The 18,467-nt window shown below is 52.3% G+C and carries 19 protein-coding genes; 5 read left to right on the plus strand and 14 right to left on the minus strand.

Going from position 1 to position 18,467, the window contains the following annotated elements; translation table 11 throughout:
* Positions 1-121: 121 nt before the first annotated feature.
* Both A3EQ_RS0101235 and A3EQ_RS0101240 read left to right on the plus strand, forming a co-directional pair.
* The gene (locus A3EQ_RS0101235; protein WP_020153367.1) at positions 122-766 is read left to right on the plus strand and encodes a class II aldolase/adducin family protein; all 645 of its coding nucleotides are present in this window, start codon (positions 122-124) and stop codon (positions 764-766) included.
* A 1-nt stretch (position 767) separates the two neighbouring features.
* A complete protein-coding gene (locus tag A3EQ_RS0101240) occupies positions 768-1,028 on the plus strand; it encodes a hypothetical protein (protein ID WP_020153368.1) in 261 nt (86 codons plus the stop codon).
* 440 nt (positions 1,029-1,468) lie between these two features.
* Here A3EQ_RS0101240 and A3EQ_RS0101245 read toward each other — a convergent pair whose 3' ends face one another.
* From A3EQ_RS0101245 to A3EQ_RS0101305, 8 genes are all read right to left on the minus strand, one after another.
* A complete protein-coding gene (locus A3EQ_RS0101245; protein ID WP_061570165.1) occupies positions 1,469-1,651 on the minus strand; it encodes an ATP-binding cassette domain-containing protein in 183 nt (60 codons plus the stop codon).
* A 233-nt stretch (positions 1,652-1,884) separates the two neighbouring features.
* Positions 1,885-2,322, minus strand: a complete 438-nt coding sequence (locus A3EQ_RS0101255) for a hypothetical protein (RefSeq protein WP_026499640.1) — start codon at positions 2,320-2,322, stop codon at positions 1,885-1,887.
* Positions 2,289-2,609: a hypothetical protein gene (locus tag A3EQ_RS0101260; protein WP_040368963.1), complete on the minus strand. Its 321-nt coding sequence runs from the start codon at positions 2,607-2,609 to the stop codon at positions 2,289-2,291. The genes A3EQ_RS0101255 and A3EQ_RS0101260 overlap by 34 nt, the downstream gene beginning before the upstream one ends.
* A 187-nt stretch (positions 2,610-2,796) precedes the next feature.
* Complete coding sequence (locus A3EQ_RS0101270) at positions 2,797-3,156, minus strand: hypothetical protein (RefSeq protein WP_026499642.1); 360 nt, start codon at positions 3,154-3,156, stop codon at positions 2,797-2,799.
* Between the two features lie 1,001 nt (positions 3,157-4,157).
* A complete protein-coding gene (gatB, locus tag A3EQ_RS0101285; protein ID WP_020153374.1) occupies positions 4,158-5,588 on the minus strand; it encodes an Asp-tRNA(Asn)/Glu-tRNA(Gln) amidotransferase subunit GatB in 1,431 nt (476 codons plus the stop codon).
* A 12-nt stretch (positions 5,589-5,600) separates the two neighbouring features.
* A complete protein-coding gene (gene gatA, locus A3EQ_RS0101290) occupies positions 5,601-7,061 on the minus strand; it encodes an Asp-tRNA(Asn)/Glu-tRNA(Gln) amidotransferase subunit GatA (RefSeq protein ID WP_020153375.1) in 1,461 nt (486 codons plus the stop codon).
* 10 nt (positions 7,062-7,071) lie between these two features.
* Positions 7,072-7,362 carry an Asp-tRNA(Asn)/Glu-tRNA(Gln) amidotransferase subunit GatC gene (gatC, locus tag A3EQ_RS0101295; protein WP_020153376.1) on the minus strand — a complete coding sequence of 97 codons (291 nt, stop codon included), beginning with the start codon at positions 7,360-7,362 and terminating at the stop codon, positions 7,072-7,074.
* A gap of 587 nt (positions 7,363-7,949) precedes the next feature.
* On the minus strand, positions 7,950-8,909 hold the full coding sequence (locus A3EQ_RS0101305) for a hypothetical protein (RefSeq protein WP_020153378.1): 960 nt from the start codon (positions 8,907-8,909) through the stop codon (positions 7,950-7,952).
* A gap of 209 nt (positions 8,910-9,118) precedes the next feature.
* Between A3EQ_RS0101305 and A3EQ_RS0101310 the strand changes: the two genes are divergently transcribed.
* On the plus strand, positions 9,119-9,673 hold the full coding sequence (locus A3EQ_RS0101310) for a hypothetical protein (RefSeq protein ID WP_154652789.1): 555 nt from the start codon (positions 9,119-9,121) through the stop codon (positions 9,671-9,673).
* Here A3EQ_RS0101310 and A3EQ_RS0101315 read toward each other — a convergent pair.
* Positions 9,630-10,457 carry an alpha/beta fold hydrolase gene (locus tag A3EQ_RS0101315; RefSeq protein WP_020153380.1) on the minus strand — a complete coding sequence of 276 codons (828 nt, stop codon included), beginning with the start codon at positions 10,455-10,457 and terminating at the stop codon, positions 9,630-9,632. The two genes, A3EQ_RS0101310 and A3EQ_RS0101315, sit on opposite strands and share 44 nt — an antisense overlap.
* Positions 10,458-10,648: 191 nt before the next feature.
* On the opposite strand from A3EQ_RS0101315, the gene A3EQ_RS22360 reads away from it, so the two are divergent.
* Positions 10,649-10,810, plus strand: a complete 162-nt coding sequence (locus A3EQ_RS22360) for a hypothetical protein (RefSeq protein WP_154652790.1) — start codon at positions 10,649-10,651, stop codon at positions 10,808-10,810.
* A gap of 293 nt (positions 10,811-11,103) precedes the next feature.
* Here A3EQ_RS22360 and A3EQ_RS21610 read toward each other — a convergent pair whose 3' ends face one another.
* Complete coding sequence (locus tag A3EQ_RS21610) at positions 11,104-11,484, minus strand: VOC family protein (RefSeq protein WP_020153382.1); 381 nt, start codon at positions 11,482-11,484, stop codon at positions 11,104-11,106.
* 305 nt (positions 11,485-11,789) lie between these two features.
* On the opposite strand from A3EQ_RS21610, the gene A3EQ_RS0101335 reads away from it, so the two are divergent.
* The gene (locus tag A3EQ_RS0101335) at positions 11,790-12,788 is read left to right on the plus strand and encodes an ArsR/SmtB family transcription factor (protein WP_211212053.1); all 999 of its coding nucleotides are present in this window, start codon (positions 11,790-11,792) and stop codon (positions 12,786-12,788) included.
* Positions 12,789-12,967: 179 nt separating this feature from the next.
* On the opposite strand, the gene A3EQ_RS22365 is transcribed toward A3EQ_RS0101335, so the two are convergent.
* From A3EQ_RS22365 to ligA, 4 genes are all read right to left on the minus strand, one after another.
* Entirely contained in the window at positions 12,968-13,111 is a 144-nt protein-coding gene (locus tag A3EQ_RS22365) for a hypothetical protein (RefSeq protein WP_020153385.1), read from the minus strand.
* Positions 13,112-13,501: 390 nt separating this feature from the next.
* Positions 13,502-15,049 carry an L-glutamate gamma-semialdehyde dehydrogenase gene (gene pruA / locus A3EQ_RS0101345; protein ID WP_020153386.1) on the minus strand — a complete coding sequence of 516 codons (1,548 nt, stop codon included), beginning with the start codon at positions 15,047-15,049 and terminating at the stop codon, positions 13,502-13,504.
* A 207-nt stretch (positions 15,050-15,256) separates the two neighbouring features.
* Complete coding sequence (locus tag A3EQ_RS0101355) at positions 15,257-16,423, minus strand: CamS family sex pheromone protein (RefSeq protein ID WP_020153388.1); 1,167 nt, start codon at positions 16,421-16,423, stop codon at positions 15,257-15,259.
* Positions 16,420-18,441, minus strand: coding sequence for an NAD-dependent DNA ligase LigA (gene ligA / locus A3EQ_RS0101360; protein WP_020153389.1), 2,022 nt, complete (start codon positions 18,439-18,441; stop codon positions 16,420-16,422). Before ligA ends, A3EQ_RS0101355 begins: the two co-directional genes overlap by 4 nt.
* Between the last annotated feature and the right edge of the window lie 26 nt (positions 18,442-18,467).

The following is an 18,467-nucleotide window of genomic DNA, read 5'->3' on the forward strand; positions in this document are numbered from 1 at the left end:
TCGAAATGAAGCCAAAGAAGCGCCCGGCCCGGAAGAAGGGAACCGAATCCTTCGGCCCATGCAGGTAGGCCGCCCGTTCCAACCGGCTTTCGAAATACTTCGGATCGGAGGTAGGCAATTGATGATGTTTCTTGATGAACGGATCGATTTGTGCGAAGTCGCAAGAATGATGTTTGACCGGTACCTGACCAACGCCGCCGGCGGAAACATCACGGTCAAGGTGAGCGAGGAACTATTTCTTATGACCCCCACGCTCATGTCCCAGGCGAAATTTTGCCGGTTGACCCCGGAGGATATCCTCGTTGTCGACAAACATGGAAACATTTATGAAGGAAAGGGGAAATTGACAAGGGAATTCAACATGCATATGGCCGCCTATGAGGCCCTTCCCGAGGCCGGCGCCGTCATCCACGGCCATGCGAAGGAATCCATGGTCTTTGCCTCCCTGGGGATGCAGATGCCGAACTTGACCGAAGCGACACAAAAATTGGGCGATATCGCCACCCTCGAATTCGCCCCGGCGACGACGAAAGAACTGGCGAAGATCGTGCGCGAGCATTTATTGTCCCGGAACGGACAGCTTCCCGTCGCCGCTTTATTGAACAAACACGGGGTGATCGTTGTCGACCGGACATTGCGCAAGGCGTACGATATGTTCGAGCGGCTGGAATACAATGCCTACGTGGGCATCCACGCGAAAATCTTTTCCGCCTTGGGCCTTTATAAGGAAGAGAGGAAGGCGTACAATTATAACCTGGAGGAATGACATGAACAAATGGCTTTGGTATTTCCTCGTCGTCGTCGCCACGGTGCTCCTGATCCTTTCTTTTCTGAAAGGGAACGCCCTGCTGGCTGTCCTCGCCTTCCTGTTGGCGCTGTTTCTGCGCCGCTTCTACGATTCCATTCCGCTTCCCAAATCGATCCGGGAACGGATGGAAGCCGCTGAGGGAAGAAGCAAGGGCGCGGTCCCGCCGGTTAATTCCACCGAAAAGGGCGCAAGCAGCCGTCGGGCACAAGAATCAGAATGACCGCGCTGTCCAGCATCCATGAAAAAAGATATTTCCATGATTATCCAAATGAATGAAGCCAATGAATTGCCGGCAACTAGACATTCATCCCAGCCAAAGAAAAAAATGGGGCGGCCTTTTTCCGTATACGACCGGAAAAAGGCCGCTCTGTCGAAAAACGGAAATAACGGCACGTGCAGTCTAATCTCTTTCCCATTTACCTTATGCTTATCGCTCAATCAATCATTTTCTGGAAAATTTTCGATTGCAAACCGATCACAAGTACATGAACAATACCATCGATAACAAACTGCAGCTAAAACGTATCGCTGATGAACAGCTTCACGGTCCAATACGGCGGCAGCACCATGCCAAGCGCCGACGACGATCTTGAATCGATCAAATGGATCACGAACGGTGTGAGGAGAAGATCGTTGTCCCTTCTTTTTTCTTCTGCAAAATCAAATTTTTTTATTTCGCGCGTTAACCGGATCCAATCCGGATGTCGGTTCATCCAGAAATAATATTTTCGGATGATTTAATAATGCTCGGCAAAAATTCAGGCGCATTTTCATTCCCTTCGAAAAATGGGATAAACGAACATCCGCAGCATCCGCCAACCCGACAAGCTTTAGCAGTTCCACCGGATCCGCTGTCGGTTTCGTATACAGCTTTCGAAAAAAAGTAAATTTTCGAGCGCCGTCAATCGGGCATAAAATTCGGAAATTCAAATTTGTTTTTGATGATTTTTTTATTCCTTCTCATCCTCCTTTTCGGACGGTCGCAACCGCCTGCATGTCAAGGCGCCCCGCAAATGCGCCCCGTTCCACGGCAATTTTCGGATAGCAAAAGCACCGGAATTGACGGTTTGCGATAATCATTTCGTATGGACCGCCGTTTCGCTGATGAGATAACTCAGCCTAAGTCGCGATAACCATCTCTCAGCTTCTGTCTTATTTTGTTCGGAATGATTAATATCTTCCCGATACATCAGGCCGTTCACTTTCATAAAACCGACCTTTCCCTTTTCCATGCGCTTGATGATCATCGGCCACTCCGCATCGGTGACCGAGGCCTTCGATTGCCCGGCAATTTTTAATAAACCGGCTTTGTTCAGGCCGCAGGAACCGGCCGTCACATCGATCTCATCCCGGCTTCCGAATTCGAGCGTAAAAATCTTGTTGGTAATCTTTTCCGTTTCCCGCCATGCGGCCGGATGGGACCGGAAGGCCGCTTCCGTTCTTCCGATGATCAGATAGTCGAATGTTCTGATCCTCTCCTTTACTTTTTCGAACTCCTCCGGATGGACAAGCACCAGGTGATCATACGGTCAAGATCACAATAATGAAAATGGGCATGACCGGTGTGTTGAACAAGCTGCAAAATGCTTCGCCGCGCGGCCGCGGCGCCCCTTTTTTCGATGAAAAATACGACAAAACCGGCCCCTTCAAGCAGCCGCTTCAATTCCCGGTCCGTATTTTCGCTTAATGCAATATAGCCGTTGCTGTAATGCCTTTTTAAAACAGGCAATGCTTCTTTCAAGCTGTTTGCCAATGATCCTTTTGGATCGTGCATGACAGAGATGAAGGCAACATCGTTCAATTTTATCTGCTCCCCAAATCATGTTCAATCTTCCTTCCGCCGCAAAAAAACGGGGAGGGTCCTTCCCCGCCGGGATCGGCAATGACCGCCGGCCAATATCCAGCCGCGGCAATTTTTCACGGAAATTTTTCCCGAAAAGTTCGTGCCGCAAGAAAGCAAAACCGAAAGCGGCAAACGGCCCCTTCCGTCATCGCATGCTTCTTCTCTCGATGAACCCCCCTGTGACGACGGTCAGTGAGCCGATTATCGACAGGGCATAAAAGGAAAACCGGGACAAGGCGACGCCGGCGGGATATAAGACGGCGGCGTAAAGCAAGAAAAAACCGAGGATTTGGATGAGATACGGATAATATTTCCGTTTCTTTTCCCCGCCGTTTCCGCCCTTTTTTCGGAGGATGATGCCTGCGTAGGCGGTCAACGTTCCGAAAATCGCAAGGGGATAAAAGGAAAACAAGGGTATTCCTTCACCGACCAAATAGAAGAGGGAAAGCAGCATCAGGAGAAAACCGCCCCATTGCATGGCAAGTGGAACATAATTCTTTATCATACCGATCCCGCTCCTTTGCAAATGAACGCCGGAATCCGGTCAAACCCGGCGATGAGCCGCTGCGCCCAGGGCACGATTGGACGGACCGCCGTTCGGAAACCTGGCGCTTAGGTGTAATCAAGCCATTCCCCCGCGGGGTGGATCTGCCCCTTAGCGGCGGATCAAGTAAAAATAGGAAACGGCTGTTGGGTGAAGGTAAATGGCGAAATAATTTAATTAATTATAATATTTCAATTCTTTTTGTGTCAAGGCCGGTGAACGTACGGATATCCTGCCGGATCATGGAGGTATACTTCTTCATCGCTTACTTCATATACGGCGCTCCACGCCTTGGGGATAACGGCGATTGGGATCGTAGGACGGAAATTCCATATCCGATGGGCCGACGGCAACCATTTCTTAAGACCGGGATCCGATCAAAACCGCAAATAAGCCGTTGTACCCTGTGGTGCGATTGGACAACCTGCCCTCCGGCAACCTCGCACCCGCGGCGAAAGCAAACCTAGCCCCTGCCGGGGAAAAGTGCCGGGGGATCTCCCCTCGCCGGCGGATCCGGTAAAAACGGAAAAATCGAAATGGCGATCGAGCGGCAATAAATGGTAATATATTTGAATTCTTCGTGTGGCAAGGCGAAACTCCGGTTATCCAACCATTTCAAACGCCACATTGCCTGTCCCGGCTACTTCCCCCGGGAGCGGCCGTCTTTCCTTTGCGAAGAAAAATGAGGGACGGGAGAAGCCGGTCCGACAACCATGATGGAACCTTTGCCCGGGAGGGCAGCCGGACCGGGACCGAATTCGCGGCCGGTCATCCCCGTCTTTCCCAAAAACATGCGGCCCTTCCCCGGCCGGTCGCCGGGAAAAGGCCGCAAGCCTGATCCGCGTTTGATTGTCTGCCTGGACAGGTTTTTGTGTATTCCGGGAACCGTCTTTACTTTTTCCGGACTTCATCTTCGGCCGGATGCCGGCCTTCGCTCCATCCCCCGCCGTTTCTCTTCCGCTTTATCTCTTTCCGATTTCTTCCAACAGCAGCTTATTTACGAGCGGAGGGTTGGCTTGCCCCTTCGTCCGCTTCATGATCTGCCCGACCAGATAGGCCAGGGCCCGGTCTTTTCCGTTTTTGAAATCCTGGACGGATTGTTCGTTTTCATCCAAAACTTCCAGTACGATTTTCCTTAGCGTGGCTTCGTCGGAAATTTGGGCAAGGCCTCTTTCCTTGACGATTTCTTCCGGATCTCCGCCCTTTTCGATCAATTCCCGGAACACCTTTTTGGCGATCTTCGAGGAAATGGTGCCGTTTCCGATCAATCGGATCAATTTGGCCAGGCTTTCCGGCGTCAAGGCCGTATCTCCCAATTCCTTCTGTTCGGCGTTGAGATAAGCGGACACTTCCCCCATCAGCCAGTTGGAGGCTTGCTTCGGATCGGCGCCGTGCCCGACCGTCGCTTCAAAGAAATCGGACATTTCCTTCGTCAGCGTCAGTATCTTGGCGTCGTATTCGGGAAGCCCCAGTTCTTCGACGTACCGCCGTTTCCTCGAATCGGGAAGCTCGGGGATCTGGGCCCGGATTTCTTCCTTCCACTTTTCATCAATATATAGCTCCACCAGATCCGGTTCGGGGAAATACCGGTAATCCTCGGAACCTTCCTTTACCCGCATTAAAACCGTCGTTCCCGTCGCCTCGTCGAACCTTCGCGTTTCTTGGCGGATGACCCCGCCCGAAAGGAGGATTTTTTCCTGCCTTGCCGCTTCATATTCCAGCCCTTTGCGGACGAAATTGAAGGAGTTCAAGTTTTTCAATTCCGTTTTCGTCCCGAAGGTTTCCTGGCCGAAGGGCCTGAGGGAAATGTTCGCGTCGCAGCGCAGGGAACCTTCTTCCATCTTGCAGTCGGAGACGCCGGTGTATTGGATGATCGACTTCAATTTTTCCAAATAGGCGTAAGCCTCTTCCGGCGAGCGGATATCCGGTTCGGAAACGATCTCGATCAGCGGCGTCCCCTGCCGGTTGAAATCGACCAGCGAGTAGCCGTCATCGGTGTGGAACAGTTTGCCGGCATCCTCCTCCAGATGGATCCGGGTAATGCCGATCCTCTTCTTTTTCCCGTTCACTTCGATTTCGATCCATCCGTTTCTGCCGATCGGCTGGTCGTATTGGGAAATTTGATAGGCCTTCGGGTTGTCGGGGTAAAAATAATTTTTCCGGTCGAATTTCGTAACCGTGGCGATCTCGCAGTTTAAGGCCATCGCCGCCTTCAAGGCGTAATTCACCGCTTCCTTATTTAAAACGGGGAGAACCCCGGGATAGCCGAGATCGATCACATTGGTGTTCGTATTCGGTTCCGCGCCGAAATGGGCCGGGGCCGGCGAAAAGATTTTTGATTTCGTCTTCAATTCCACATGGACTTCGAGGCCGATTACGATTTCAAAATTCATCCTTTTCCCCCCTTACAAATTTGGCCGTTGCCTGTGGTAGTCGGTCGCCTGTTCGAAGGCGTGCGCCACCCGGTAGACCGTCGTTTCGTCAAAGGGTTTGCCGATGATTTGCAGTCCGAGGGGCAGATGTCCCGCAAAACCGCACGGGACGGAAATCGCCGGCAGCCCCGCCAAATTGACGGGAATCGTTAAAATGTCGTTGGCGTACATCGTCAACGGGTCGTCAATTTTTTCGCCGATCTTGAACGCCGGCGTGGGGGTCGTCGGCCCGATGACGACGTCGAAGGCTTCGAATACCCGGTCGAAGTCCTGCTTGATCAGCGTCCGGACCTGTTGCGCTTTTTTATAGTAGGCGTCGTAATAGCCGGAACTTAAGGCAAAGGTCCCGAGCATGATTCGGCGTTTCACTTCATCGCCGAACCCTTCCGCCCGGGTCTTTTTATAAAGATCCCAAAGGTTCTCGGCATCCTTCGCCCGGTATCCGTAGCGGATCCCGTCAAAACGGGCGAGGTTGGAAGAAGCTTCGGAAGAAGCCAGCAAATAATAGCAGGCCACCCCGTATTTGGAATGGGGGAGGGAAACCTCTTCCCAGACGGCCCCCAGTTTTTCCAGCACTTTTAAGGCCGCGAGGACGGCCTGCCGCGATTCCTCGGATACGCCTTCGCCCAAATACTCTTTCGGCACGGCGATTTTCAGGCCTTTTACATCTCCGGTAAAGGCCTTCGTATAATCCGGGACTTCCACGTCGGCGGATGTGGAATCGTGGGGATCAACGCCGGCAATCAGCTGCAGCAAATAGGCGTTGTCTTCCACGTTTCGGGTGATCGGGCCGATTTGATCCAGCGATGACGCGAAGGCCACCAGCCCGAACCGGGAAACCCGCCCGTAGGTCGGCTTCATGCCGACGACGCCGCAAAAAGCGGCAGGCTGCCGGATCGATCCGCCGGTATCGGACCCGAGGGCGAAAGGCACTTCCCCCGCGGCCACGGCAGCGGCCGATCCCCCCGAAGATCCTCCGGGCACCCTTTCCAAATCCCACGGATTATACGTTTTTTTGAAGTGGGAGTTTTCCGTCGAAGAGCCCATGGCAAATTCGTCCATGTTCAGTTTCCCGATCATCACCGTTCCCGCGTTTTGCAGCTTCTCCACGACGGTGGCGTTGTAGATGGGGATGAAGTTTTCCAGGATTTTGCTTGCGCATGTGGTTAGGACGCCCTTCGTGACGATGTTGTCCTTGATCCCGATCGGCATGCCGTAGAAAAGGCTATGTACTTCCGCTTCTTCCCGCCGTTCGTCGAGCTCCTTCGCCCTTTTTCTCGCCCCCTCCTCATCGAGGGTGATAAAGGCTTGAACCTTATCTTCCACTTCGCGGATCCGGCGGAAGGATTCATCGACCAAATCCGCAGCGGATATCTCCTTTTTCACGAGCATTTCGTGCAAATCCTTCAGCTTATGTTCGAATAAACCCGCCATGGCGTACCTCCTATTCCAAGATGGACGGAACCCGTATTAAACCGTCCTTATGATCCGGTGCGTTTTTCAACACTTCTTCCCGCGGCAATCCCTTTTCCGGGATGTCCTCCCGCATGACGTTTTTTATATCCAATACGTGGGAAGTCGGCTTGACGTTTGTCGTGTCCAGCTCATTCAATTGTTCGGCGTACTCGATGATCGCCCCAAGCTGCGTCGCGAATTTTTCCGTTTCCTCTTCCGTAATGGCGAGCTTGGCCAATTCCGCCACATATTTTACCTCTTCTTTGGAAATCTTGGCCACCCCTGTCACCTCCGTATCAATGTTAAGGAAAAAATAAAAAATGGATATGTATTTGCACAAGACATAACTTATTTTACCATGTTTTCAAAGGCAAGGGAAACCGGCCCGGGGCTGAAAAACCCGTGGCCGTCCCTCCTTGGAATCCCGCCCGGAAGGGATTGCCCACATCCGTTGCAGAGTTTTTGCCTGCGGTCCGCCGCTCCCGCTGGCCCCGGATCCGGTCTCGCCCATCAACGGCCGGAAGAGATGTGAACATAGCTTGGTTCCCCTCCCTCAACGGGTTCGGGATGCTGATCCCGCCGCGGAAAATCCAAATACTTCCTCCGTCCCGGACGGGGCGAACCCATGGGGTTTGGCCCGGACTTCGACGGCATCATCCAAAAGGCGAAAACCTGTGTCGTCCGCAAGATGTCATTTTGGGATATTTCTTTGCTTGGGGCAGGCTCTTGTCCATAAAAGTTTTAGGGGGACCGTTGAAAGAAAAAAGCCGGCCATTTGGCCGTATGTTCCCATGCAGGGGGCTGAAGGGCAAATTCCGTTTTGGGGCAAAAGGTTCCGGCAATTCGCTTCCGGCACCGCTCCGCCGTTCACCACATCTTCAAGATTTCCTCGAGATCAGCGACGTACACTTTATCCTCATGGAAAACCGCCATTTGGGACAGGCGGCAGCTCAGGATATCCATGGGGATCTCTTTTCCTTTTTCATCGAGGAAGGATAGCCGCGCCTTCCTTTTCAGCTTTCCTATTTTCCCCATCTCGAACAAAACGAACCGATTGTCGTCCCAGCCGGCTTTGAACAGGATGTACGGCTTATGGACGAGGAAGGCGGTCGAGCTTTCCACATCCGTTTTCCAGTAGGACAAGGCACCGTCGCGGTAACGGGCCAGCTCGAAATCGTTATAATCGTTATAATAATAAAACCAGACGTCCCGGTCGCCGCATACGTTCATCGCATAGCAGTCGACGATCTGATGCTTTCCTCCGTTCGGATATTCATATAGGATGTTCCCGTTGGCGTCCCACCGGATCAGCCCCGCCGATCCGACCGGTTCGTCCCAGCCGTAATTGCCGAAAATCCCTTCATCGAAGTAGCCTGTCCAAATGTTGTTTTGTTCCGTCACAAAAAGGTGCTCGATCCCGTCGCCGAGAAGGAATTCGCGAACCAAGTTCCCCTCCGGGCCATACACTTTGGCATTCAAGTCGGCCGTACCGTCATCGTAACGGGTGCAGCGTGCGGCGGCGAGCAAATAGTTGCCGCCGTCGATCGGCTGGACGAAATGGAAATTCCAATGCTGGTCCGGGATGGAAATTTCTTCGCAGCCGCCGCCGGAATATCGGATGATTTTGTAATGGAACGGTCTCTCTGTCTGCGCCTCGGGGAACCGGTCCTCGATCAGCTCCGGCGGTTCATGGACCGCAAGAAGGAGGATTTCCCCGTCGTGCCCTTGGCCAATGTTCACCAATTGATAGTCTCCCAGATCCGCTTCAAAAACCGGGGAGAGGGTGACCGTGATTTCCCCTCTTTCAGACAACTGCCCTTTTATCATGACCTCACCTTTTTCCCTTCGTTTGCTCCTATTATAAAAATTGAAAGAATGGAAGTAAAGCTGGGGGGATTTTGTCGGCCATGGTGTTCAAAGGGCGGTCATGCCAGCCGACAAACGCCGCACGCCGTTCCTAAACCTGTCGGCCAGATCCTCATTAATAAAGCGGATTGCTTTGCCCCACGGACTGCCGTTTCTGGGTTCCTCATATTATGGCCATGCTTACCGTCGCCGGAGCGGAGTCCAATTCCCCGTCTATGACGAGGGAAATTTGCCGGTTGGATCACCGCGGCGGAAATCTCTTATCGGTTGAGAAGAACGTGGAAAACGGCCTGATCTCGATTGGGGATACCCGGGTGCGGGACGTGTTGGAATACGAAGAAGAGAAAGACAATTATCCTTTCATCGGCCGTGACGCCAATGGATACGAAGTGAAAGAATTGTTCAAAAAACGCTTGGACAAAGGGAAGCGGCCGGATGCCGTGCTGATCACCGAAAATGGGAACGCCGACGATGCGCCGCTCGGGATCATCACCTCTTGGGCCATGTTGAAGCGGTACAAGGGCGTATCGGCGGAAAACGGACTCCCAGAAGGCGGCCGGACGCTGACGGGTCCGCCGTTTTACTTTATGAAAACGCAAACCGGACCTTCCCTTTGGAAAAGCCCGGCTTCAGCTTTTCACCCCGTCCCGCGCGAAAATCCCTTCGGGACATGCCGCACCGCTACTTCCGGCTTTCGGATAAAAATTGTTCCAGAATCTCATTAAATTTTTCGCTGTGTTCCCAAAACATCATATGCCCGCCCAGCACGGCCACCTTCGAGCGGGGAGCCGTCTTTTCAATGAAGGCCTTCGCCGTATCCGCCCAATGTTCCGCCACGACGTTCAAAACCGGAACCGTTTCGCTGGCAATCCTCGCTTGTTCCCGGTAATCGGAAAACATCCCCGACGCGAAGAGATTGGCCGCAATGTAATAGGGCGTCTTCAGCGACTCGCCGACAAGCCACGCCAGTTCTTCCTCCCGAAGCTTTCTTTGCACCATCACTTGGGTGATGTAGCCGGTGATAAATTCCCGATGTCCTTGCGGATTTCGCAAATACGTGTTGTAGATGGCGCCGATCTCATCCAGCGGCCCCTCGGTCCAATCGCCGTCATTGACCGATAACGATTTTGGCGACATATCGATGAGAACCAGCGATCGGATCCTTTCAAAGCCGAATTGTTTCACATATTCCCAAACGGTCAGGCAGCCGAAGGACCAACCGGCGAGGACGGCATTTTCCACATCCAGTTCCCGCAGCACTTTCCCCAAATCGGTTCCATGGGTCACATAATCATTGCCGTGCACCGTTACGGTGGACCGGCCATGGCTTCTCGGATCGATGACAATCACCCGGTTGGTTTTTGAAAAATGTTCCACTTGTTTGGAAAAAACTTCCGTCGTAAAGGTAAACCCCGGAATAAAAACGATCGGGTCCCCCTTTCCCACATCCTGGACGAACAATTCCACGCCGGGGTCGACTTCCACATACTTTCCCCCTGAGACCGCCATACGCCCATCTCCTTTCTTTGAATTCTCGAGAAATTGTTTTTTTACTATATTCGCAGCGGACGGCCCCTATCCCTTTTCACAAACCGAAAAAAAATGCCGGTATCCCGCAAAATTTGCCAAAATTTGCGGAACCGGCGGAATCGGTACAGTCGATTCGCCCATTTTTCCGGTAACATCGGATGTCCCTGAAGATGACCGTCCGGCAGTCCAAAGGATATTCAAGTCATGGCTTCACCGAAGGGAATGTCAAGCATGTTTCTTTTGGCGACAAGCACCTTCCCCCCTTTGCCCTCCTGTCATTCTGTCCTCGGGTGATCGCCGCCAGCATCTTCCTTTCCGGTCTGCGCTTCTGATTCAAATAGAGGACAAACAGCTCAGCAGCTTCCTTATCCGTCATCCCCACCACTGGCTCCAACCACTTGTCCTCTATCAGCGGCGACATACCAGCTTCGTTCCACTCCCGGGAATTTTTTCTGATTCTCATTTCGTTGTAATATTCCTTTATCATCGCTTGTATATGAACATCCTGATCAATCCCCCGATAGTCTTTGTGCCAGTCTGTGGGTCATACTCTGCATATCCAGTAGCATCCTTCGAGCGGGCAAACCTGATTTCAACCAAAAAAACCCCTTTTTCCGTCACGGATTTATCCGTTCAAAGGCTGATTGCACCAGAACTGATATCCGTCCGGATCTTCAATAATTGCTTCCCTAACGCCCCATTCGCGATCGACCGGTTCTTGGACGACTCTGCCAATTCCTGCGGATTTGACGGCAGAAACCAATGCATCGACATCATCGACACTGAAATCGACCGAAAGACCTGCTGTCACCGGATTCGGTTTTTCCGACGGATGAAGCATCAGCGGCGTCGCATTTTCCCCTTCACCGATTAGAAACCATACCATACCGTCATATTCATCGGTTTTTTTGAGTCCGAGGACTTTTCCATAAAACTCGGCGGAAACTTTCGTGTCCTTCACATGAAGCACTACGGACGAAATCTTGGAAACAGAAAATGTATTCATATTCTCATCCTCCTTACTTTGTTTCAACCGCCATATTGACGGACTTTTCCGTATTTTGATAAAATTTTATTATCAAATTGCAAAATTGTCAATTTTGCAATTTTTAAATAATAAAGGTGATTCAAATGCAAAGGGACATCATTTTTACAACTAAGCCTGCGCCCCGTTATCGTGTTATCCATTCGCTGGCGATCAATTTATTTACGGAAATGATCTTTGTCGACTATGCCGTCCACTGTGCTGAGACGCCATCCGAATGGACAAAGGAGCTCGCGGCGAAACTTTCCGATACGGACAAAGAAATATTGAAATCCATCCGTTCCGTCCTCGCACACGGCTGGGTGTTGCGTGATTTCGCCATCAAAAAACTCCAGGGAAGCCATCCCGCACATCATAACTTCCATGATCTGATCCGTTGGCTTGAACATCTGGATGAGACGGAAATGACCGATTTGGCCATTGATGGCGTTATTTCTGGCTTGGATTATTACCATACCTATATGGAACCGATGCCGGTCGTGGAAGCGATTCTGAAGGACCTTGGCACCCCCATGCCGGATAAAAAAATGATGTTAGACGCCGAAAAACGGAAGCTCGCGATACATGCCCTTCTGGAAAGCTGGAGCGTAAAAGAAACCGGAAAAATTGCGGCTGTCATCATGGATCCTGAAGCATTCCGGGGGCGGATCATCCATTTCATCAAGGCACTTTGGGAAAAGGGGTATCAAGAAGAGTGGAACCTACAGGAAAGGACGCTTCGCCAACATGCAGGAGCGATTCAGCAACAAATCGGAACTCCAATGGCACCAGGAGACATGGTCTTACGGATCACCGGTATGGAACCGGAAGAAAAAGCCAAACAGATCTTGAATGAATCGCCTTCCGTCACTTTTGTGCCATGTCTGCACCTCGGAAAATTTATGGCCGTCTTTCCGGTAGAAAGGGAATGTTATGTCCTGTTCGAACCGGTTATTCGTACGGCCGAGGGCCAACAGACTGAAAGGCCATTTTTTGCATCTGCCAGGAAAGACGAAGAAATGGCCTCCATACTGGAAGCCATCGGTGACAAAACCCGGCTGAAAATCGTGATGCTCTTGAAAAATCAACCGGGGCTGCACACCGTCCAAATCGCCAAGGCCCTTGACATTCATCAAAGCACCGTATCCAGACAATGTGGAGTACTCGTAAAGGCCGGCATCCTGGAGATTCATAAAGACCATGCTTTTAAATATTTCCGGCTACGCCCGGGTTGGGCGGCAGACCTTTCCCGATGGCTCATGGAAACTTTCCGGAACGGACAATGACCTCTTAAAATATGGAATACAATAAGACTTGTTTCTTAAACAAACGGATGAAGGGCAGGTTCTCTCCTTCATCCTAATCTTAAATAACGATCCACCTTGATATCCTCGCTATTCGCTACCAGTTGCGAAGATGCTCAATGTGTCCCATCAATAAATCCGTTGTCAATTGACCCTTATTTTTATCTTTCAGCATCGCCATAAATTTTTGCACACACCTCTCCCCCTTCCTTAATCACCAGGATTTTTGCTTCGAGGGTAACCCGCTTAGCCTCAAGTTCCTCATTTAAAGCTCGCTCGCTTCCATGCATGAAATTTTCATTCAAGGAAGCTCACTTCTTCATGAATCAAATTCCATTGTCCGTCCATATCTCTGAATCTCTGATGGAACATTGGTCGCGTCTTCGTACTCCGATACAAAACGGCTTTCTAACCCTCATAGCGGGATCGGTAAACAACTCCCGAACGTTCATCAGCCTTAATCCATTGGACGCCGGACTCGATAGACTTCATCCTTTATCTAATATTTCACGCTTTGGCAAGATAATCTTCGATTGGTTGTACACCTTTGATCCGCAAACAATACACCACCTTTGGATACAGTAGTCCTCTGACCGTTTCTAGTCGATCGGGGCTCTGCCGTTTTTTCAAACGCTTCCCTCCAAATTACAAAAAAAGAGACAAGCCGGTTCAGCTTGTCTCGTTGCGGGTGGCTTTCAATACATTTCAGAAACGGTTTTGGCCTGCATGTGCAGCAACAAATAATCGGGTCCGCCGGCCTTTGAATCGGTGCCGGACATGTTGAACCCGCCGAAGGGTTGATAGCCGACGATCGCGCCGGTGCAGCCGCGGTTGAAGTAGAGGTTGCCGACGTGGAATTCTTCCCTCGCCTTTTCCAGGTTTTCCCGGTTGTTGGAGATCACCGCACCGGTCAACCCGTATTCGGTATTGTTGGCAATTTCAAGGGCATGGTCGAAATCTTCCGCTTTGCAGAAGGCGACCACCGGGCCGAAGATTTCTTCCTGCATGATGACGGCCTTCGGGTCGAGGTCGGCAAACACGGTCGGCTGGATGAAGAAGCCCTTCGAGCTGTCCCCTTCGCCGCCGGTCATCAATCTTCCTTCCTTCTTGCCGATTTCAATGTATTTCATGATTTTGTCGAAGGCGGCCTGATCGATGACCGGGCCGGTGAAGTTTCCGTAATCGGCGGGATCTCCGACTTTCAGTTCCTTCGTCAGTTCCACCACCCGGTCAAGCACTTGGTCGTAAACCTCTTTGAGGGCGACCACCCGCGAACAGGCGGAGCATTTTTGCCCGGAAAAACCGAAGGCGGACGTGACGATGGATTGGGCCGCCAATTCCAGGTCGGCGTCCTTGTCGACGATGATCGTATCCTTGCCGCCCATTTCGGCGATGACCCGTTTCAACCAGATTTGGCCCGGATGGACTTTCGCCGCCCGTTCATAAATGCGGACACCCACTTCTTTCGATCCGGTGAAGCTGATGAAGCGGGTCTTCGGATGATCGACCAAATAATCGCCGACTTCGGCGCCGCTTCCCGGGATGAAGTTCAGCACGCCGGCGGGAAGCCCGGCCTCTTCCAAAACTTCGACAAATTTCGCAGCCACGACCGGCGTGGCCGATGCCGGTTTCAATAAAACCGTATTCCCGGTAACGAGGGCTGCCACCGTCGTACCGCACATAATGGCAAAGGGGAAATTCCATGGCGAAATGACCACGCCGACACCGAGGGGAATGTACCCGAAGCGGTTGGATTCCCCGGGGCGGCTCTCCACTTCAAATCCGTCCTTGATCCGCAGCATCTGCCGGCCGTAATATTCCATAAAGTCGATGGCTTCCGCGGTGTCCGCGTCCGCCTCCCGCCAGGATTTGCCGGCCTCTTTGACCATCAGCGCGCTGAATTCATGCTTCCTTCTGCGGACGATGGCCGCCGCTTTAAACAAGATGTCGGCACGGGCCTCCGGTTTGAACTTCCGCCATTCGTTGAATTTTTCCAGGGCGGCCTGCATGGCCTGTTCGGCAAGTTCCCGATTGGCCTTCGACACCCGGCCGATGACTTCGTTTTTATTGGCGGGGTTGACCGAAACGATTTTTTCCTCCATCCGGATCCTTTTTCCGCCGATGACAAGATCGTACTCCCGCCCCAATTCGGCTTCCACTTTTTTCAATGCCCGCAAAAAAGCTTGACGGTTTTCTTCCCGGGAAAAATCGGTGAGGGGCTCATGCTTAAACGGAACAACCATGAAAATCCTCCTTTTCAAAACGTGTTCACAATCAACCTCATTCTATCATGTTCCCGAACGGTCGTTCAACGGCCGCGCCTTTCGGCCGCCGTGCCTCCATTCCCTTCCCTTTGACGCGGCCGGATGAAAAGCGAGTCTTTCCATTCCCCGGCATCTCCTGCGCCGAAGGCCCGCATCGCGGATCTGGCGCCCCGATTCGCCGGAAAACTAATAAATATGGACGAAAGGTTCATCCATGTCCGGCTCCCAAAGGATGAGCGCCTCCATGCCGTCCTGGGATTTCAGGTTCACTTCCACCGACCATTGTTTCGGGAAATAGGAGAGGAGCCCGGCGATATATTGGGCGAACCCGATGACTTCCGTCTTCCCGTAAAACTGCATGGAAATATCGATCTTCAACTGCTTCAATTCATCATCGACATAAAAGGCCCGCCCAACGATGCCGTTGTAGTTCGGGAAATATTCGCTGACCTGGTCCTGGAAGGTTTGAAACTGCTTGTAGTCCGCGCTGTATTTCTTCGCTTCGCTCGACGGGAAGAGGACGTACTTCTCATTGACGGTTTCCCATTTCAGCGACGTCCCTTTTTCCGCATAGCCGTAGGCGATGAAATGCCCCGGCACGACGGAAGTCCTGTCCTCCAGTTTATAGATGCCGACCAGGATCGGGACGTCCCCGACCTCCTTCTTTTGGCGGAGGCGTTTCACGATTTCCTGGGCCATTTCCCTGCCCTTTTCCATGATCTTTTTCTCGGAAATTTTTACCTTCAATTCCTTTGTCCCGCCGCCCTTTTCCTCCACCGTGTAATAATAGACCGAATTCATGGCGAGCCCGATGGACAGGCCGGCCGGTTTCACCTTGTTCTTCTCCGATTTTTTCAAAAAGTTATGCTCCAAAATATGGGATAAATAGATCGGATTTTTTTCCTGCTCTTCGGCATTGTTTTCATCCGCCACGACAGGGTTCAACCCGAGATTTTGCTCCTCGCTCATCCCCTTTTCTTTCAATTGGGCGGCGGTCATCTTCCGGCTCAGCCAGCGGGTGACCGTTTCCTCATCCAGATACTGGCCTTCCTGAAAGATGTATTCGTCGGTCGGAAAAACCTTCTGGGCGAGGCGAAGGAGGCCTTCCTCAAATTCGTCGCTGTCATAGCGGGAGCTCAAATTGTAAACGATCGTTCCCCGGGATCCGGAAGGCGTAAAAGGCAAAGCGGTCCTGTAATAGGAATCGGAAATCTGGTAGTTGGGAACGATGGATTTTTCCGCTTCCTGCGTCTTATTGTTTTCCTGGATGACCTCTTCCGGATTATCCACATGGGGAAAACATCCCGCCAGGAAAAAGGGGAGCAAGCAAAGGATGAAGAGCCGCCTTTTCATGGTAACACCTCTTGATTTTCCAATTCTTTCAAAAACCTCGCCTCATCCCAAATCTCAACGCCCAGGCTTTGGGCCTTCGTCAGCTTGGATCCCGCATCGGTGCCGGCGACGACGATATCCGTATTTTTGCTGACGCTTCCGGTTACGTTGCCGCCCAATTTTTCAATCAGTTCCTTCGCTTCGTTCCTTGTAAATCTTTCCAATTTCCCCGTCAAAACGACAGTTTTCCCGGCGAAGGGCGAATCCTTCTGTCCGGCGTCAAGGGATTGCCCGCCTTGATAAACCGTATTGACCCCTAGGGATTTCAGCTCCTCCACCAATTCCCGCACCTGGGGCATGCGGAAAAAGGTGACGATGGAATCGGCCATTTTTTCCCCGATCTCGCGGATTTCCATCAGCTCTTCCCGGGAGGCGGCCATCAGCCGGTCGAGGGTTTGGAATCGGGCGGCGAGAATTTTTGCCGCCTTGGCACCCACGTGGCGAATGCCGAGCCCGAAAAGGAGCCGTTCGAGGGAATTTCGCTTCGATGACTCGATGGCCCGGAGGAGGTTGTCGGCGGATTTGTCGCCCATCCGTTCCAAGCCCGTCAATTGATCCTTTCGCAATTTGTAAATGTCGGCCACATCCTCCACAAGCCCCTTCTTGTGCAGCAGGGCGACCACCTTTTCCCCCATTCCTTCAATATTCATCGCATCCCGGGATGCGAAATGGATCAATCCTTCCCGGATTTGCGCCGGGCATTTCGGATTGATGCAGCGCAGCGCCACCTCCCCTTCCAGGCGGACGAGGCGGCTTTTGCATTCGGGGCAGTTTTCAGGCATGGCGTAAGGTTTTTCATCCCCCGTCCTTCGTTCCGGCAAGGCGCGCACCACTTCCGGAATGATGTCGCCCGCTTTCCGGATGACGACGGCATCGCCGATCCGGATGTCCTTTTCCCGGATGAGATCTTCATTGTGGAGGGAAGCCCGCTGAACGGTCGTCCCGGCAACCCGCACCGGTTCCAGGACGGCGGTGGGCGTCACGACCCCCGTTCTTCCGACGCTCAATTCGATGTCGATCAGGCGGGTCACCACTTCTTCCGCGGGAAATTTGTAAGCGATCGCCCAGCGGGGGCTTTTGGCGGTATTCCCCAGCATCTCCTGCTGCCGGTAACTGTCGACTTTAATGACGATCCCGTCGATCTCGTAGGGAAGATTGTTCCGTTCCTTCTGCCATTTCTCGATGTAGGCGATCACTTCGTCGATGTTCTTGCATTTCCTTCGCTCTTTATTCGTTTTAAATCCGAGATAATCCAAATAATCGAGGCCTTCGCTGTGGTTTTCGATCCTCTTGTTTTCGATATAGCCGATGCCGTACAAAAAAATGTCCAGCTGGCGGGAGGCGGCGATTTTCGGGTCCAGCTGGCGCAAGGATCCCGCCGCCGCATTGCGGGGATTGGCGAACACCTCTTCCCCGTTTTCCTCCCGTTTTTTGTTTAAGGCGAGGAAGGCTTTTTTCGGCATGAAGGCCTCCCCGCGCACCTCGATGGTCACCTTCTCCTTCAGCTCCAGGGGAATCGAACGGATCGTACGCAAATTGGCGGTGATATCTTCCCCGGTCGTGCCGTCGCCGCGGGTGGCCCCTTGGACGAAAACCCCGTCCTCATAGCGCAGGGAAACGGCGAGCCCGTCGATTTTCAATTCGCAAACATAGGAATAATCCCCGCCGACGGCCTGGCGGACCCGCCGGTCAAAATCGCGGAGATCCCCTTCGTTGAACGCGTTGCTTAAACTCAGCATCGGCACCCGGTGAACGACTTTCTGAAACCCGGCCAAAACTTCCCCGCCGACCCGTTGGGTAGGGGAATTGGGGGTCACCAGCTCGGGGAATTTTTCTTCCAGGGCGATCAGTTCCTGCATGAGCCGGTCGTATTCCTGGTCGGTGACGCTCGGCCGGTCGAGCACGTGATATTCGTAATTATACTGATTGAGCAAGCGCCGCAATTCTTCCGCCCTTTTTTCCGCTTCTCGGATATCCATCGCTTCTCACCCTTCGAACGATTCAT

The organism is Caldibacillus debilis DSM 16016 (assembly GCF_000383875.1).
GTDB classification, from domain to species: domain Bacteria; phylum Bacillota; class Bacilli; order Bacillales; family Caldibacillaceae; genus Caldibacillus; species Caldibacillus debilis.

Excerpts from the sequence above, each read along its gene's own strand:
- A3EQ_RS0101235 (WP_020153367.1), top strand. The coding sequence starts at position 122 with ATGATGTTTCTTGATGAACGGATCGATTTGTGCGAAGTCGCAAGAATG.
- A3EQ_RS0101240 (WP_020153368.1), top strand. The coding sequence starts at position 768 with ATGAACAAATGGCTTTGGTATTTCCTCGTCGTCGTCGCCACGGTGCTC.
- A3EQ_RS0101270 (WP_026499642.1), bottom strand. The coding sequence starts at position 3,156 with ATGATAAAGAATTATGTTCCACTTGCCATGCAATGGGGCGGTTTTCTC.
- gatB (WP_020153374.1), bottom strand. The coding sequence starts at position 5,588 with ATGAATTTTGAAATCGTAATCGGCCTCGAAGTCCATGTGGAATTGAAG.
- gatA (WP_020153375.1), bottom strand. The coding sequence starts at position 7,061 with ATGGCGGGTTTATTCGAACATAAGCTGAAGGATTTGCACGAAATGCTC.
- A3EQ_RS0101305 (WP_020153378.1), bottom strand. The coding sequence starts at position 8,909 with ATGATAAAAGGGCAGTTGTCTGAAAGAGGGGAAATCACGGTCACCCTC.
- A3EQ_RS0101310 (WP_154652789.1), top strand. The coding sequence starts at position 9,119 with ATGGCCATGCTTACCGTCGCCGGAGCGGAGTCCAATTCCCCGTCTATG.
- A3EQ_RS0101315 (WP_020153380.1), bottom strand. The coding sequence starts at position 10,457 with ATGGCGGTCTCAGGGGGAAAGTATGTGGAAGTCGACCCCGGCGTGGAA.
- A3EQ_RS22360 (WP_154652790.1), top strand. The coding sequence starts at position 10,649 with ATGACCGTCCGGCAGTCCAAAGGATATTCAAGTCATGGCTTCACCGAA.
- A3EQ_RS21610 (WP_020153382.1), bottom strand. The coding sequence starts at position 11,484 with ATGAATACATTTTCTGTTTCCAAGATTTCGTCCGTAGTGCTTCATGTG.
- pruA (WP_020153386.1), bottom strand. The coding sequence starts at position 15,049 with ATGGTTGTTCCGTTTAAGCATGAGCCCCTCACCGATTTTTCCCGGGAA.
- A3EQ_RS0101355 (WP_020153388.1), bottom strand. The coding sequence starts at position 16,423 with ATGAAAAGGCGGCTCTTCATCCTTTGCTTGCTCCCCTTTTTCCTGGCG.
- ligA (WP_020153389.1), bottom strand. The coding sequence starts at position 18,441 with ATGGATATCCGAGAAGCGGAAAAAAGGGCGGAAGAATTGCGGCGCTTG.